At 64.6% G+C, this 16,812-nt stretch carries 15 protein-coding genes; 7 read left to right on the forward strand and 8 right to left on the reverse strand.

The annotated features are described in order from the left end of the window. Positions 1-24 precede the first annotated feature (24 nt). The 4 genes from O0879_RS11140 to O0879_RS11155 all read right to left on the reverse strand — a co-directional run bounded on the left by O0879_RS11140 (position 25) and on the right by O0879_RS11155 (position 3,224). Entirely contained in the window at positions 25-804 is a 780-nt protein-coding gene (locus O0879_RS11140; RefSeq protein ID WP_289916435.1) for a uracil-DNA glycosylase, read from the reverse strand. A 133-nt stretch (positions 805-937) separates the two neighbouring features. Next, positions 938-1,588, reverse strand: a complete 651-nt coding sequence (gene maiA, locus O0879_RS11145) for a maleylacetoacetate isomerase (protein ID WP_289916436.1) — start codon at positions 1,586-1,588, stop codon at positions 938-940. A gap of 11 nt (positions 1,589-1,599) precedes the next feature. Beyond that, positions 1,600-2,628 (reverse strand): fumarylacetoacetate hydrolase family protein, encoded by a 1,029-nt coding sequence (locus O0879_RS11150; protein ID WP_099667135.1) that lies wholly within the window; start codon positions 2,626-2,628, stop codon positions 1,600-1,602. Between the two features lie 62 nt (positions 2,629-2,690). Further along, positions 2,691-3,224, reverse strand: a complete 534-nt coding sequence (locus tag O0879_RS11155) for a VOC family protein (protein WP_092710160.1) — start codon at positions 3,222-3,224, stop codon at positions 2,691-2,693. 118 nt (positions 3,225-3,342) lie between these two features. Here O0879_RS11155 and O0879_RS11160 point away from each other — a divergent pair, with 118 nt between their 5' ends. The 7 genes from O0879_RS11160 (at position 3,343) to O0879_RS11190 (ending at position 11,973) form a co-directional block, all read left to right on the forward strand. After that, a complete protein-coding gene (locus tag O0879_RS11160; RefSeq protein WP_077407156.1) occupies positions 3,343-4,278 on the forward strand; it encodes a LysR family transcriptional regulator in 936 nt (311 codons plus the stop codon). Positions 4,279-4,331: 53 nt separating this feature from the next. Beyond that, complete coding sequence (locus tag O0879_RS11165; RefSeq protein WP_289911476.1) at positions 4,332-4,916, forward strand: gamma-glutamylcyclotransferase; 585 nt, start codon at positions 4,332-4,334, stop codon at positions 4,914-4,916. 212 nt (positions 4,917-5,128) lie between these two features. After that, entirely contained in the window at positions 5,129-7,531 is a 2,403-nt protein-coding gene (locus tag O0879_RS11170) for a sigma-54 dependent transcriptional regulator (RefSeq protein ID WP_289916437.1), read from the forward strand. Then, positions 7,506-8,726, forward strand: a complete 1,221-nt coding sequence (locus tag O0879_RS11175) for a DUF917 domain-containing protein (RefSeq protein ID WP_289916438.1) — start codon at positions 7,506-7,508, stop codon at positions 8,724-8,726. Before O0879_RS11170 ends, O0879_RS11175 begins: the two co-directional genes overlap by 26 nt. Then, a complete protein-coding gene (locus O0879_RS11180; protein ID WP_289916439.1) occupies positions 8,723-9,436 on the forward strand; it encodes an aspartate/glutamate racemase family protein in 714 nt (237 codons plus the stop codon). The genes O0879_RS11175 and O0879_RS11180 overlap by 4 nt, the downstream gene beginning before the upstream one ends. A 295-nt stretch (positions 9,437-9,731) precedes the next feature. Next, positions 9,732-11,642: a S8 family serine peptidase gene (locus O0879_RS11185; protein ID WP_289916440.1), complete on the forward strand. Its 1,911-nt coding sequence runs from the start codon at positions 9,732-9,734 to the stop codon at positions 11,640-11,642. A gap of 154 nt (positions 11,643-11,796) precedes the next feature. Beyond that, positions 11,797-11,973: a hypothetical protein gene (locus O0879_RS11190; RefSeq protein WP_289916441.1), complete on the forward strand. Its 177-nt coding sequence runs from the start codon at positions 11,797-11,799 to the stop codon at positions 11,971-11,973. A gap of 208 nt (positions 11,974-12,181) precedes the next feature. Here O0879_RS11190 and O0879_RS11195 read toward each other — a convergent pair whose 3' ends face one another. From O0879_RS11195 to O0879_RS11210, 4 genes are all read right to left on the reverse strand, one after another. Further along, a complete protein-coding gene (locus O0879_RS11195; protein ID WP_289917858.1) occupies positions 12,182-13,324 on the reverse strand; it encodes a PA0069 family radical SAM protein in 1,143 nt (380 codons plus the stop codon). A 128-nt stretch (positions 13,325-13,452) separates the two neighbouring features. Further along, positions 13,453-14,160 (reverse strand): tRNA-uridine aminocarboxypropyltransferase, encoded by a 708-nt coding sequence (locus O0879_RS11200; protein ID WP_289916443.1) that lies wholly within the window; start codon positions 14,158-14,160, stop codon positions 13,453-13,455. 86 nt (positions 14,161-14,246) lie between these two features. Then, a complete protein-coding gene (locus O0879_RS11205) occupies positions 14,247-16,031 on the reverse strand; it encodes a methyl-accepting chemotaxis protein (protein WP_289916445.1) in 1,785 nt (594 codons plus the stop codon). A 264-nt stretch (positions 16,032-16,295) separates the two neighbouring features. Continuing rightward, on the reverse strand, positions 16,296-16,808 hold the full coding sequence (locus O0879_RS11210) for a lipocalin family protein (protein ID WP_289916446.1): 513 nt from the start codon (positions 16,806-16,808) through the stop codon (positions 16,296-16,298). Between the last annotated feature and the right edge of the window lie 4 nt (positions 16,809-16,812).

The raw sequence follows: 16,812 nt of genomic DNA on the forward strand, positions 1-16,812 counted from the left end.
CGCCAGACAGGCGATGATTCAAGCTCAAGCACGCAATAGTTGCATCGGGCCAAACAAGGCCTGCATGTCACGATTGCCGATAAAGGACAGATTATACGGATGTTCCGCCGTCACCTGCGGCAAGGATGCCGCCACCGGCAGACGTTTGATCAGCTCGGCGATCTTGCCCCACAGCACCAGTTGCGGCTGCACCGTCCCGCCCTGCCCCGCCAGCGCTTCCAGCACCACTTGCAGGAAAGGCAGCCAGCCGCGGGCATCCTGCACGGGCGGCACGTGGGAACGGAACACCAGCGCCGCGTTCAGCAGCAGAAAACCCTGCTCCGTCATCTTGCGCTGCAAGTCGGGCAGGGTCTGGATCACGCCGCTGTCGGCTTGCAGCGCGGCCGCCGCCACGGGCGCCATGGCCGCGCCGGAGGTATCGCCGCCCTGCAGCTGACCATCGGCCACCAGCAGCATCTTCATGAAGTTGCGCAAGGAGGTGGCGCGGTTGACGGGTTTCGACAGGCCCGTGGCCGACCACAGGCTGCCGACGGCGCCATCCATGAAACACACGCCCGTGGCGCTGTCGGCGCGCGGATACGGCCCCTCGCCCACCAGCACGTAGCGCACCTGCGCCAGCGGCAAGGCGAATGCGGCGAACAGGCGGCCCTGCGTGGGCAGGTAATCGTCGGCGGCCAGCGCCGGCAGGTAGGCGGGATCGGCATCCATCACGGCCTGCAAGCCACGCAGCAGGATGGGACGCCAGGAAGCGTGCGCCAGGGACAGGGCATCGGTGATGCTGGCAGGAACGGTTGTTGCGGTCATGGGCACGTGAAGTATTTGGGCAAACGCAAATTGTAGCGCACCGGCAAGATGGCATTGACTGATCAAAATCAAGCACGCATAAAAAAACCCCGCCTGTTGCCAGACGGGGCTTCCCGCACCGCGCCGTGTGTTGCTATTCGGCGTCAGGCTGCTGCGACGGGTGCGCCGCAATAAAGGCTGGCAAGCCAGCGCAATGCGCATGGATGCGCGCCACGCGCGGATACGGCGCCAGGTCGATGGCAAAGCGCAGCGCATTGAACACCTGCGGCACCAGGCAGCAATCGGCCATCGTCGGGCTGTCGCCATGACAGAACAGCCCCGTGCCAGAAGGATCGCCCTGCGCCAGCAGCGCTTCCACGGCCGCCAGCCCCTCGGCCATCCAGTGGCGGTACCACTCCTGCTTGACCTCGTCCGACAGCCCAAGCGTCCCTTTCAGGTATTTCAGGACGCGCAGGTTCGTCAACGGATGGGCGTCGCAAGCGATGGCCAGCGCCAGCGCGCGCACGCGCGCCCGTTCCAGCGGGTCCGCCGGCAGCAAGGGCACGCCAGGACGCGTCTCTTCCAGATACTCGAGCATGGCCAGCGACTGCGTCAGGATGGCGCCGTCGTCATCGAGGGCCGGCACCAGCGCCGACGGATTGACGGCGCGGTAGGCGGGCAGCAGCTGCTGGCCGCCATCCTGCAGCAGATGCACGGGGATGCTGTCGTAAGCGATGCCTTTGAGATTCAAGGCGATGCGCACGCGGTAGGCGGCCGAACTGCGAAAGTAGGTGTACAGCTTCACGGGCGGCCTCCTCAGGCGCGCGTGGCGCCAGCGTACAGGGCCACGGTCTGCTCGATGCTGCCGAAGATGCTGGCGCCGGCCGCGTCGCGCATCTCGATGCGCACCGTGTCGCCGAACTTCAGGTACGCCGTCTTTGGCGCGCCGTGTTCGATGGTTTCATACATGCGCACTTCGGCCAGGCAGCAGTAGCCGACGCCGCCGTTCTCGATGCTGGAGCCGAACAGGTTGCCCTGCTTGTTCGACACGGTGCCCGAGCCAACGATAGTGCCGGCGCCCAGTTCGCGCGTCTTCGCCGCATGGGCGACCAGTTGCGCAAAATTGAAGGTCATGTCTTCGCCCGCATTCGGCTTGCCGAACGGCTTGTCGTTCAGGTCCACCAGCAGCGGCAAATGCAGCTTGCTGTCCGCCCAGGCTGCGCCCAGTTCATCGGGCGTGACGGCGACGGGCGAAAACGCGCTGGCCGCCTTCGACTGGAAGAAACCGAAACCCTTGGCCAGTTCGCCCGGAATCAGGTTGCGCAGCGAGACGTCGTTGACCAGCATGACCAGGCGAATCGCCTTCGCCGCGTCATCCACGCCGGCGCCCATGGCCACGTCGCCCGTGATCACGGCCACTTCCGCTTCCAGGTCGATGCCCCACTCTTCCGACAGGGCGAAGACGGGGTCGCGCGGGCCGATGAAGCTGTCCGAGCCGCCCTGGTACATCAGCGGGTCCGTGTAGAACGAGGCCGGCACTTCCGCATTGCGCGCCTTGCGCACCAGCTCCACGTGGTTGATGTAGGCGGAACCGTCGGCCCACTGGTAGGCGCGCGGCAGCGGCGAGTGGCACTGATTGGCATCAAACGGCTGCGCGTCCGGCGCCTGGCCCGCGTTCAGGTTGGCGTACGCCTGTTCCAGCTTGGGCGCGACGGCGTCCCAGTTGTCGAGCGCCGCTTGCAGGGTGGGGGCGATGGCGGCCACGCGCTGGTACTGGCGCAGGTCGCGGCTGACGAGGATCAAGGCGCCGTCGCGGCTGCCGTTTTTCAGGGTTGCGAGTTTCATGGTATTCCTGGTTCGGTGTATTGGTCAGAGAGTGTCGGTCTGCAGCAGGCAATCTGCTGCATTCAGGCGTCGGCCGGCGCGTGCATCCAGGCGGCGTGCTTCGGCGCGCGGCGCGTCTGCGACCATTCTTCCAGCATTTCCCATTTGACGGCGTCCAGTTTGGCCATCATTTCCGGCGTGCCCACATTGGCCGCCAGCTCCAGGCGGTGGCCGTTGGGGTCGAAGAAATAGATCGACTGGAAGATGGCGTGGTTGACGGGGCCCAGCACCTCGATGCCGCCGGCCACCAGGCGCTCCTTGGCGGCCAGCAGTTCTTCCATGCTGCCCACTTCCAGCGCCAGGTGCTGCACCCAGGCCGGGGTATTGCGGTCGCGGTCCATCGGCGGCTGCGTGGGCAGCTCGAAGAAGGCCAGCACATTGCCCTGGCCCGCGTCGAGGAACACGTGCATGTACGGGTCCGGCGCCTTGGTCGACGGCACCAGGTCTTCGGCGATGGCGAGGACGAAATTCATGTTCAAATGCTTGACGTACCACTCGACGGTTTTCTTCGCGTCGATGCAGCGGTAGGCGACGTGGTGGATCTGCTTGATTTTCATGCGGTCTGTCTCCGATGGATGGCGCCCTGGGCGCGATGTTTTTCAGCTTTTCACCATTAGAATCCAGTTACAGCTATCATACAAACAATTTTTAACCATCGATTTATCGGATTATCTTATGAGTCCCAGCCTGCGACAGATGCGCGCCTTCGTGGCGCTGGCCAAGACGGGCAGTTTTACCCTGGCCGCCGAATACCTGCACGTGACGCAGTCCGCCTTGAGCGGCTTGATCAAGGAACTGGAAAGCGTGCTGGGCGTGCGCGTGGTCGAGCGCAGCACGCGCAAGACGCAGCTGTCGGAAATCGGCCGCGAACTGTATCCGCTGTTCGAAAAGATGATCGAGGACCTCGACGGCGCCATGGCCGGCATCGCCCAGCGCAAGGCCCTGAAAACGGGCATGGTGCGCATCGCCGCGCCGCAGATGATGGCGTGCACCCTGCTGCCGGAAGTGATCGCCGCCTACCGCCAGGCGCACCCGGACGTGCAGCTGCGCCTGGTCGACTGCCCCGTGGAGAATGTCTCGGCGCGCGTGTTCAGCGGCGAAGTCGATTTCGGCATCGGCCCCGAGCGCGACCCGACGGCGGAAATCGCCGCGCAGGTGCTGTTCGAAATGCCCTTCGTGCTGGTCTACCCCGAGCAGCATCCGCTGCGGCAGAAAGAACGCGTCACCTGGGCCGACGTGGGCGACTACCCGTTCATTTCGCTGCAGGGCCAGTTCACGGAACGCCTGCTGCGCGACATGCACGGCGCGTTTCGCGAGCTGTCGCTCAATCCCTACAATGAAGTGACCTTCATGACGACGGCGCTGGCCATGGTCAGCGCCAACCTGGGCATCACGGTGTGCCTGCCGTACGCGGAACCGATGGTCAAACTATACAATTTGCACATGCGCGCCCTGCACGAACCGGAACTGACGCGGCGCTTTTTCGTCTACACGAAGACGGGACGCTCGCTGTCGCCGGCGGCCGAAAGCTTCATGGCCTTCCTGTTCCGCTTTGTCGAGACGCACGAGTGGAACGTGGGAGCGGGCGGCCCGGCTGGCGCCGTTTTATAATCGCGCATCGCCCCCTCACCGCCCGCACCATGACCCAGCCCGACCTGTCCGCCATCGACGCCGCCACCATCGCCATCAACCAGCGCATGACCACATTCGACGGCCATGCGCAGGTCTGGCTGTTCGGCTATGGCTCGCTGATCTACAAGGCCGATTTTCCGTATATAGAACGGCGCCCCGCCAGCATCGCCGGCTGGACGCGGCGCTTCTGGCAAGGCTCGCACGACCACCGGGGCACGCCGATGGCGCCGGGCCGCGTCGCCACCATCGTGCCGCAGGCGGGCGCCGTGTGCGACGGCATGGCCTACCTGATCACGCCCGAAGTCTTCGCCCACCTCGACCACCGCGAAAAGAACGGCTACCTGCGCCTGGCCACCGAGATCACCTTCGACGATGGCAGCAAGGCCGAAGGCCTGGTGTACATCGCCAACGAGGAAAACGCCGCCTTCCTCGGCGCCGCGCCGGAACTGGACATCGCGCGCCAGATCGCCCGATCGAGCGGCCCCAGCGGCCCGAACAGCGACTACCTGCTGCACCTGGCCAGCGCCCTGCGCGAGCTGGGCAAGAGCGATCCGCACGTCTTTGCCATCGAGCAACATCTGGCGCAATTGAAGGATGCGCCGCCTGCCGCGCAGTGAGCTGCGGCGGGCCGCCGGCTTGCATGATGCAAGCGATGAAAGTCTTTTTATTGTGACAATTGGCGACTATCGCCGTTTCATTAACGCCCATAATCGGAACGCGCGATTCCTTTATGCCTGAGTAGGGCAATGGCACGCGTCAGGAGGCAGCGGGGCAAAACAAAAATGATGGCCCTGCACGATCGGAGCGAATTCATCGGAGCGAGACGACCATGTCCGACAGGTCTATGCTGCAACAGCATGGCAGGCAGCCGCATTACGTTCTGCCCGGGACGGGCACCATTGCTCCTGTGCAAGCCCCCCTACACCGCGCCGGCCTCGGGGGCGGGCTGAACGTCATTGGCAGCTCCCCCATCTTCCAGCGCCTGCTGCGCATGGTCGACGCCGTGGCGCCGACCCGCTGCACGGTGCTCATCAGCGGCCCCACAGGTTCCGGCAAGGAAATCATCGCCCAGCTCGTGCACCGGCAAAGCGGCGATCCCGGCGCACCCTTTGTCGATCTCAACTGCGGCGCCCTGCCGGAACACCTGATCGACGCCGAACTCTTCGGCCATACCAAGGGGGCATTTACGGGAGCGCTGAGCAGCCGCGCCGGTTTTTTCGCCCAGGCGGGACAAGGTACGCTGTTTCTCGATGAAATCGGCGAATTGCCGCTGGCGGTACAGAGCAAGCTGCTGCGCGTGCTCGAATCGCGCTGTTTCCGGCCGCTGGGCGGCGGCGATACGCAGCCGTTCAACGGCCGCATCGTGGCCGCCACCCATTGCGACCTGGCCGCGATGGTGCAGGCGGGCCGTTTCCGCGAAGACTTGTATTACCGGCTGGCGGTATTGAAACTCGACGTGCCGGGCCTGGACCAGCGCCGCGGCGACGTCGCCGCCCTCGCCGCGCACTTTGCCGGGCAGCAAAAGCGCCCCATCCGCTTTACCGCCACCGCCATGGAACGCCTCGGCCGGCATGCCTGGCCCGGACATATCCGCGAACTGCGCAACCTGGTGGAACGGCTGTCGATACTGGCCGAATCGGCGCTGATCGATGCCCACAGCCTGGAAGCGTTCCTGTCGGCGGGCAAGCCGCAGGACGCCGATCACACGCTGCTGGCGGAAGCCCTCATGCGGCTGGACGGAGACGACAAGCTGGCGGCCGCCGAACAATTGCTGATCGACTATGCGATGCGCCTTGCCGATGGCAACAAGACGACCGCGGCCCGCCACCTGGGCATCAACCGCAAGGTCATCGAACGCCGCGTGCATGGCGACGAGGAGCGCAGCAATTTCGCCCGCGTCTGCCTGCTGGAGGGACGCGCGCTGATCGAGGCGGCCCGCTTCAAGGAAGCCATCGAAGTGTTGCGCCGCGGCCTCACCTTGCTGGCCGCCGATGCGCATCCCTGCACCGCGCGCCGCCTGAGCTGCGACCTGCACCGCTGGCTGGCGATTTCACACCGTGGCATCAGCGGCTGGCAAAGCGCCGAAGCGCTCGCCTGCTACCAGCAGGCATTGCAGGAAGCGGCGGCGCTGGGCGACGAGGTGGAAATCACCGCCCTGCGGTTCGGCATCTGGAGCTCGCAACTGATGGCGCTGGACCTGGTGGCGGCGCGGGCAACGGCGCAAGACATGTTGCAGCGGGCGCAAGCGATAGGCGACACGGATTTGCTGTCGCAGGCCCACCTGGCCCTGGCCAACACGCTGTTCTGGCTCGGCGACTACCGCGAGACGCTGGCCTGCCTGGCGCGCGGGCACCTGCTGTGCGGCGCGGCAGCGGCCGACACGGGTGGACAGGGCCTGGACATCGCCGCGCTGTCGAGCACTTTCGAAGGCCTGTCCTGCTTCCAGAGCGGCGCCTTCCGGCGCGCGCGCGCGGTGATGGAACACCTGGCGTTGCGCGGCGGCGCCGACAACCCGCACCCCTTTCATCGCGCCATCGCGCTGCAAGGCGCCGCATGGCTGGCCTGCATGTTCGAGGACTGGGTCCGGCTGGCAAGCCTGGCGGCGGACCTGCAAACCGTCGCCAGCGAATACGGCTATCAATTCTACCTGGGGGTGGGCCAGATATTCCATGCCTGCGCATTGGCAACAGGCAACATCCATGCGCAGACCGAACAGCGCATCGCCGACGGCTACCAGCAATACATGCTGTGCGAAGGCGGCATGCTCTTCCATTCATTCCAGGCCTGGAAGCGGGGCGAACTGCTGCTGTCGGCAGGCCAGCCATTGCAAGCCCGGCAACTGCTGCACGGCGCCATCGAACTGGCGCTGGAACATGGCGAACGGGCCTATCTGGTCGAATTGCTCGACATGCATGCCCGGACGTGGATCGCGGTGGGCGACCTGGACAACGCGGAACGCGAACTGGGCAGTGCGCTGTCGACCGCCAAGGCGCTGGGCGCCGCGGCCGGCAGCCTGCTGGTGGCGACCCGCCTGGCGCAACTGCTGCTGCAGCGCGGCCGCCGGCACGAAGCACTCGATCACCTCACGCGCGCCTTGCGCGGCGTGGAACGCGACACGGCTTTTCCCCGGTTTGCCCAGGCGCTGCAGTTGCAGGCCGTCCTGGCGCAAACCATTTCCATGCCATGCCAACCTGAGGACCCGCAACATGAGCTATGTGCTGAACCACGATGACCTTGAATCGCTGTTGCTGGGCGCCTGCTTCTTCGGCAGCGGCGGCGGCGGCACGCTCGCTTCCGCGCGCAGCCTGCTGGCCCAGTTCCACGCCGGCGATTATTATCCGGACGCCCAGGTGCGCGTGGTCGGCGTCGACGAAGCCACCGCTGGCGAAACGGTCATGGTGGCTTACCTGGGTTCGCCCGTGGCGATCAATGGCGCCCATTTTCCGCAGGGCCCCGTCGACGCCGTGCTCGCCGTCAGGGAGCGCCTGGCGCTGGAAAATCGCACCTTGGCCTACCTGGCGCCGCCCGAGAGCGGCGCGCTGGGGTTTCTCGTCGCCTGCCTGGTCGCCGCCCGCCTGGGCCTGGCCGTGATCGACGCTGACGGGGCCGGCCGCGCCGTTCCCTCGCTGCCCCAGCTGACGTATGCGGCCGCGCACATCAATCCGCGCCCCGCCTTCCTCGTCAGCCAGACGGGGTTGCGCGTGGAACTCGACGTCCAGCCCAGCCAGGGCGTGAACGGCGCCCATGCCCACCAGCAAGACGTGGCAACGATCATCGACCAGATGATGCGCCCCATCGTCTCGCAGGCCGATTTCAAGCAGTTCGGCGGCCTGGCCATGTGGATCATGGCGCCGGCGGAGCTGGCCCGGGCGCTGCCCGTGCGCGGCACCCTGGGACGCGCCCTGCGCCTGGGCCGCGAACTGCAGGCAGGCCGCTTGCGCAGCGCGGAGGAAGTGGTCGATTATCTTGCGCGGCAATGCGACATGCGCGCCTGGCCATTGTTTCCACAGGGCACGTTCGTCGCCGCCGAAGTCGACTCGCGCAATGGCTTCGACCTGGGCAAGATCACCATCCGCGCGGGTGAGCGGCTTTGCACAGTCCTGTACCAGAACGAATCGCTGCTGGCCTGGGACAGCAGCCGCAGCACGCCCCTCTGCATGGCGCCCGACACCATCAGTTACTTTGTCGAGGGCGATGGCCAGGCCGTGTATTCGAATGGCGACTTGCTGCTGCCGGACGGCACGCTCAACCCGGCCTTGATGCAGCGCAAGGTGACGCTGCTGGGTCTGCAAGCCCATCCGGCATTGCGGGAACGGGACGGCCTGATACTCGACAGCTTCATGCAATTGATCAACGCCATCGGCTACCTGGGACCCTACGTGCCGCTCACGGGCAACGCCGGCGCAGCGGCAGGGAGCTCCGCATGAAGCCGCTGCGCATCTGCATCGTGGCGCCGGTGGCCACGTCCATCTACAACCAGCGCCTGCTCGACGCCATCGAGCCCGTGATGCCGCCCGATGTCGAAGTGTCCGTGCGCAATATTTCTACTGGGAACGACTGCATCGAATACCGCGTCGACTGGCTGCAAAACGGCTATCCGGTAGTGCAGCTGGCCAGGGAAATCGAACGCGAAGGCTATGACGGCATCTGGCTCAGCGACTTCGACATGTGCGGCGTGGAGGCAGCGCGCGAAGTGATCGACATCCCCATCCTCGGCGGCTTCCCGCCCGCCGCCTTTACCGCGCTGGCCCTCAGCCAGCGCCTGTCGATCATGACGATACTGCCCAGCACGCTCGCCATGCAGCAGGGCCACATGCAGACCTACGGCTTGCAGGACAGCTTCGCCTCCATCCGCTCCATCGACTGTCCCGTCGCCGACCTCGGCAAGCTGGACACGGTGGTCGAAAAAACCTTCAAGGCCGCCATGCTGGCCATACAGGAAGACGGCGCCCAGTCCATCCTGCTGGGCTGCACAGGCTTTGTCGGCGTCGCCGCGCGCGTCAGCGCGCAGCTGGAAGACGCGCTGCAGACCTATGTGCCGGTCATCGATCCGAACCAGGCAGGCTTCAGCTTCCTGGTGTCCCTCGTGCGCATGCGCCTGCGGCCCAGCCGCGCCTGCTACAGCAAGGATAGCTGAACCGCCGCACGCGCCCGCGTCACGCCATGCCGTGTCCCGGGCGCCCCCTCCCCGTCCTTGCCGCCTGCCGTTTTCGTCCATCCCGCTCAACAAGGGTGGACGATATCCGCCAACATTATTGCAACACGACAATGCAAATCCGCCCCATCCCTTGAAAATCAAGCACTTGGTCTTCTGGCACGCCCCTTGCTAAAGATCATGCTATCGGCGCTGGAGCAGCAGGCGCCGCAGCAGGCGGGCGGAGCACCTCAAGCGGTGCGCCGCACGCCCTCCAGGACCCAGCAAGGAGCACCGCGTGCCGACGACCATGGAAGTATCCACCACCCACGACAGCCTGACCAATCATGGCTTGCTGCACGGCCTGGCTGCCTTGCAAGATGGCAACACCGGCTGTGCCGACATCTGCATCGCCGTGCTCGACGGTCCCGTCGATACCAGCCATCCCTGCTTTGCCGGCGCCAGGCTGCAAACGCTCGACACACTCGCCACGGGTGCCAGCGGCAACGGCCGGGCATCGCAACACGGCACCCATGTCGCCAGTATCATCTTTGGCCAACCGGGCAGTCCCGTCACGGGCCTGGCTCCCCATTGTCGGGGCTTGATCCTGCCCATCTTTGCCGACCGCGCCGACGGCGCACTGACGCAATGCACGCAGCTCGACCTGGCCCGCGCCATCACCCAGGCCGTCGAGCACGGCGCGCACATCATCAATGTCAGCGGCGGCGAACTGTCCGACAGCGGCGCCGCCGATGGCCTGCTGCAAAAAGCCATACAGCTGTGCCATGAACGCAACGTCCTGCTGGTCGCCGCGGCGGGCAACGACGGCTGCGATTGCCTGCACATCCCCGCCTCCATCAAATACACGCTGGTCGTCGGCGCACTGGACCGGCAAGGCGCGCCCATGCCCAACAGCAACTGGGGCGAAGCCTATCGCGCGCGCGGCATCATGGCGCCCGGCACCGACATCCTCGGCGCCGCTCCCGCAGGGCGCGTGCGGCTCAGCAGCGGCACCAGCTTTGCCACCCCGATCGTCTCGGCCATCGCAGCCTTGCTGCTATGCCGGCAACACCAACATGGGGATCGTCCTGACCCTCGTGGAGTTTGCAGCGCATTGCTGCAAAGCGCAACGCGTTGCAACACCAATGGCGAGCTGGACTGTCGCCGCCTCCTGACTGGGACATTGAATGTGCCGGGCGCCACTCAACTATTATTAAAAGGGAAAATTGAAATGTCAGACGATACTGTGATTGAAGCGAGCCCAGCCAATGCCGACACTTCCGCGCAGGCGCATCCGCTCAGCATTCCCATGCTGGAAACCCCCTCCCTGGCCAACCTTGCGGGCCCTTCCGGCGCGACGCGGCAAGGCATCGCCGCTTCCGGCATCGATGCCTCCGATTGCGGCTGCGGCGGCAGCGCCAAGGGGCCAACGCTGGTGTATGCGCTGGGCAACCTGGGCGTCGACTTCGGCAGCGAAGCGCGCCGCGATTCCTTCGTCCAGGCCATGCCACCAGGCAGGGACAATCCAGGCGATCCGCAGCAATTGATCGAATTCCTGCGCGCAAAGCCATATTTCCGCCAATCATTGACCTGGACCGTCAACCTGGACGCCACGCCGATTTACGCGGTCGTCCCCGTCGGTCCGTATGCCGACATGACCTATGAACTGCTGTTCGAGGCCTATGTCGGCACCATCGATGGCCTGGTCGTCATGAATTCGTTTCCAGGCGTAATCTCGGGCGCCGCCAGGCTGATGTCCGGCCAGGTCGTTCCAGTGATCCAGCCGGCCATCCGGGGCATGTTCAGCTGGAATGTGCCGCAGTTGATCGACAGCCTGATGGCGGTGCAGGACAGCCTGGACATCAACAGCAGCAACACGGGCGCGCGCCTGGAAAACTTCCTGAACCGTATCTATTACGACTTCCGCAACCTGGGCGTCACGGGCATGGACCGCGCGCTCAACTTCTCGGCCACGAATGCCATGCAAGCGGCGGAAATGCTGGCCAAGACCACGGGCATGCAGCTCGATACCATCGTCGTGCAACAGAGTCCCGTGTGCCGCCCGGGCTCCGAGTGCTACGACATCATCATGACCTTCTTCAACCCGGAAAACCTGCAGGTAGCCAACACGGTCGCCCGCTTCGCCGTCGACGTCAGCGATGTGATACCGGTCAGCGTCGGCGCAGTGCGCTACTGGTCGCAACGCTGACGTCAACAGCATTTGAATTGTCGGGGCACGTGGGCGCAGCAATGCGTGCACGCGCTTCAGCATACGGTCGTTGGCGGGAAACGATCAGCACCGTACTTCGGTACGCACACCCATTGCCGTTGCCCGCGGCGGCGCCATCACAAGGAGTTTTAAAATGAACAATCTGCCATTGCAAGCCAAAGCCGTACAACGCAGCCCCAGCATCTCCGCCATCAGCCAGGGTATCGCCCCTTCCGGCATTCCCTGCACCCTGTGCAAAGCGGCTTGCGGCGCCTTGAGCGGCATCGCACAGCAACTCTGCCTGGCTGCTTGCGCCAGCACCGTTTGCTGATCCAGCCAGCAAGATCGAGCCGTTCCGGCTAAGCCCGGCATGCCTGCGGGCGATGAGTTTCTCGTCGCCCGCTCCCCCTGCCGGCATCCCCCACGACGGAAGCAGGACGGCGATGCGACTCGCCACCAAACCCGCCTGTTTCGCGCAGCGCACATGCCCTTGCGCGTGCCCGTGTCAACGCACAAGCGCGCGCCCCGCACTGCTTGCGCTAAAACAAATCCAGCTGCCCCGCATTACCCTTTTTTACTTTTGCACCCAGCGGCGGCACCACCAGCGGCCGGCGGAACTGCGTGCAATCGAGCTGCTTGAAGCGGCCGCCCTTGCCGTGCAAGCCCAGCCGGTGCACGGCCTTTTCAAAGCGCTGGCGGATGAGATCAGCCCACACGCCCTCGCCCCGCATGCGCGTACCGAACGCGCTGTCGTAATCCTTGCCGCCACGCATTTCGCGCACCCGGTTCATCACGCGCTGGGCCCGTTCCGGGAAGTGCGCTTCCAGCCATTGCTGGAACAGCGGGCTCACTTCCCACGGCAGGCGCAGCACCACGTAATGGGCGTGGATGGCGCCCGCGTCGCGCACGGCTTCGAGCAACTGCTCGATTTCCGGTTCCGTCACGAACGGGATGATGGGCGCGATGCTCACGCCCACGGGGATGCCCGCCTCCGTCAGGGTGCGGATGGTGCGCAGCCGCCGCGCCGGAGCGGCCGCGCGCGGTTCCAGGGTGCGCGCGATGGCCGGGTCGAGCGTGGTGACAGTGACGGCCACGGCGGCCAGGCGCCTGGCCGCCATCGGTGCCAGAATGTCGATATCGCGCTCGATCAGCGACGATTTCGTGATCAGCGCCACGGGGTGGTCGCACTCGTGCAGCACTTCCAGCACGCGCCGCGTCAGTTGCCGTTCGCGTTCGCACGGCTGATATGCATCCGTGTTCACGCCCAGGGCGATCGGTTCGGGCACATACGAGGGCTTGGCCAGTTCGCGGCGCAAGAGTTCGGGGGCGTTCACCTTGGCGTAGATGCGGCTTTCGAAGTCCAGGCCCGGCGACAGGCCCAGATAGCTGTGCGTAGGGCGGGCAAAGCAATAAATGCAACCGTGTTCGCAACCCCGGTACGGGTTCAGAGAGACGTTGAACGGCAAATCGGGCGAAGCGTTGCGCGTGAGAATGGTGCGCGCCTGCTCGTCGCTGACCTGCGTCTTCCAGGTGGGAGGCCCCGCCTCCCCGGCCGCCTCATCCATGCCGCCCACGCCCCAGCCATCATCGAAACCGCCGCGCGCGTGCACCTCGTAGCGCCCTTGCAGGTTCGACACGGCGCCGCGGCCCTTGTGGGCTTTCAGCGATTGCGGCGGCAACATGGCTTGCCCGGCGAAGCTGTCATCGTGCTCTGGAATGATTGCTTTCATGAACGGCCCCATCAACTGTATATACGTACAGTATACTATGCCGCTGCGCGGGCAAGATCAAGGGCTGGCGTGATGCCGTTTCAAGCTTTTTCACCGTGCGGCATGACATAGCTCAACTGCTGTGCGACAAAGCCGTCAAATGCCGCGATCAGGGGAACGAAGCGGGCCGCGTCCTGCTCCAACTGCATCAGGGCATAGCACGTCGCTTCCAGGGTCGATAACTGGTCTGGCGCGTGCGCCTTGCGGATCAGGTAATGGGATGCGGGCGTGTCGCGCAGGGGCAGGCGCGGCAGCTGTTGCAACGGGGGATTCAGATACAGCATCTTGCGGCTCTTGCGCCAGGTCGCGTCCAGCACCACCAGCCGCACGCGGGCAAGATCGAGCAAGCTGGCTGGATCGAGCGTCGGCGGCGGGGCGATGCCCAGCGAACGGTCGCCGGGCGTATCCGGGTACAGCAGCACGTTGTGCTTGTCGGCCAGCAATTCGGCGAGCGTATCGGCGGCAAACTGCTCGCCCGTCAGCATGCGGCTGTTCGGCAGGCTCAGGTGCAGCAGGCGGGCACTGCCCTTGGCATTGTGCACTTCCAGCGGATGCTGCAGGATCAGCACTTCCACCGCGTGGGAAACGGGGGCGATCCAGCGGCAGATGCAGCTGGAGACGGCGCGCAGGCAGGCTGGGCAGCGCGCGCGTTTGGCCGGTTCAGCCAGGGAGGACGATGCAGCGCCAGGGCTGGCGGGATGGCTGGCGGGATGGCTAGAGCTAAGGCTGGAGGTACGGCGGGTGGTCATGGCGGAGCGCGTTCGCGGCTGTCTTCAAGCCGCGATTGTAGCGCCCGCACCATGCCAAGGGGGAATCTGCGTTTAAGAATCCGTGCTTAAAACTCTTCCCATTCGTCGGCGCCCGAGGCCACCGGCGTCTTCGGCGTGCGTGCGCGCACCGCGTCCGCTTGCGCCGCCTTGTCCGGCGAGGTCGCGGTCACGGCGGGTGCTGGCGCGCGGGATGCTGGCGCGCGTCCCATGGCGGGCTGCGTGGCGGGCCGCATGGCAGCTCGCGTGGCAGCCGCTACTGGCGCAGACGCCGTCACGGACGGGCTGCTACGGGCGGCAGCATATTGCTGCGTGGCATCGAGCTTGAACACGCCCACGACCTCGGCCAGCCTGGCCGCCTGTTCCTGCATGGATTCGGCCGCCGCGGCCGCTTCTTCCACCAGGGCCGCGTTTTGCTGCGTCACCTGGTCCATCTGGCCGATGGCCTGGTTGACTTGTTCGATGCCGGCGCGCTGTTCATCGCTGGCGTCGGTGATCTGGTTCATGATCTGCGTCACGTGGCTGATGCTTTGCACGATCTCGTCCATGGTGCGGCCCGCCTTGTCCACCAGTTGCGAACCGGCCTCGACCTTTTGCACGGAATCGTCGATCAAGCCCTTGATTTCCTTGGCCGCCGCGCTGGAGCGCTGCGCCAGGTTGCGCACTTCGGAGGCCACGACGGCAAAACCGCGGCCCTGCTCACCGGCCCTGGCCGCTTCCACGGCCGCGTTCAGGGCCAGGATATTCGTCTGGAAGGCGATGGCGTCGATGACGCTGATGATGTCGACAATCTTGCGCGAGGAATCGTTGATCGAGCCCATGGTGCTGACCACTTCCGACACCACCACGCCGCCCTTGCTGGCTATCTGCGAGGCGTCGATGGCCAGCTGGTTGGCGCTGCGCGCATTGTCCGCATTGAGTTTCACGGTGGAGGTCAGCTCTTCCATGGACGACGCCGTCTCTTCCAGCGAGCTGGCCTGCTCTTCCGTGCGTGACGACAAGTCCAGGTTACCGGCGGCAATTTCGCTCGACGCCGTGCTGATCGATTCGGTACCGGCGCGCACCTGGCCCACGATACTCACCAGTTTATCGTTCATGTTTTTCAGCGCATGCATCAATTGCCCCGTCTCATCGCGGCTTTCCACGACGATATGGCTGGTCAGGTCGCCAGCGGAAACGGCTTCCGCCACCTCGACGGCACGCGTGATGGGACGCGTGATCGAGCGCGTGATCCAGTAGGCGCAGGCGATGCCCAGCAAGATGGCCACCACGCCCAGCGAGATCAGCAGCATGCGGCCATTTTCGTAGCGCGAACGGATTTGCGCGGCCGTTTCATCGAGCAATTTGGCTTCTAGCAATTCCAGCTTCTTCAGCGACGCCAGGTAGATGTCGCGCTTGACGGCCATGTCGCCTTCGTACAGGCGCTTGCCCAGTTCCAGGTCGCCCGCATTCTTGGCCTTGAACACATTCTTGCGCACTTCCGTGTAGGCCTTGCGCGTGCTCAACACTTCCTGGTACAGCGCCTGCTCGTCCGTGTTCAGCTCGCTCTTGCCGATATCGTTCTGGATTTCCGTGGCGCGTGCAGACGAGACCGCCATTTCCTGTTCAAACTGCTTCTGGTGTTCGGGATCGCTGACTTTCCAGGCGGCCGCCGTGCGCGCCGCGTTGACCTCGATGACCTTGGTCCACTCGGCGATCAGGCGCTCATTGCGCACCTTGACGTTGACGAGCGCATCGGTTTCCTTGCTGGCGCTTTGCATCTGCACGATGCCCACCACGGTCAGGCTGGTCAACAGGAACAGGACGGCGGCAAAACCGCCACCGAGACGTACGCCGATTTTGAGGTTTTTCATTGCGTGATTCCTATCTGAAGAAAACGATGCACAGACGCCACGAAACCGACCTACTGCTACGTACCAATATAGCAGGCATCTGCCGTGCGGCAATCACGAGCGGTGGCGCAACGCGAACGTCGCCACCGGAATGGCAGCGCGCCGCAGCGCACTACTTTGGAGCAGATTGTGAGTGAATCAGAGTGGTATTGCAAGAAATAACATGCAGAAAAGCAACAACCAGAAGGCGCTTTGCCGCCACGAACGGGCGGCAGGCAAGCAAGGTCAGTTTTGCTTCACATAGATCAATTTTGACGTATCAAAACCCAGGCCGCCGGCTTTCTCGATCAGGCGCTGCTGCAAGGCAGGGTCCATGGTGGGCGTGCGCGACAACAGCCAGAAGTACGACTTGTCCGGGCCGCTGATCATGGAATAGCTGTAATTTTTCTGGTCGAGGTCGAAGACGATGTAGGAACCATAGAAGGGGCCGAAAAACGACACTTTCAGGTAGCCCACGTCTTTCTTGTCCACGAAATACGCCTTGCCTTCCGCTTCCTTCCACTTCGCATCCGCATCCTTGTAGCCGCGGTTGAGCACTTTCAGGCCGCCATCCTGGCGCAGGCTGTAATCGGCCGTCACATGACTCAGGCCCCGCTCAAACGAATGGTCGAGGCGCGCGATCTCATACCATTTTCCCAGATAGCGGGTCGTGTCGAAGTGACCAACAGGCACAATATTGTCGGGGCGGCCCACGCAGCCGGCCAGCACGAGCACACTCAGAAACAACAATTTTTTCATGGTC

Source organism: Janthinobacterium sp. SUN120 (assembly GCF_030397735.1).
Lineage (GTDB): Bacteria > Pseudomonadota > Gammaproteobacteria > Burkholderiales > Burkholderiaceae_D > Janthinobacterium > Janthinobacterium kumbetense.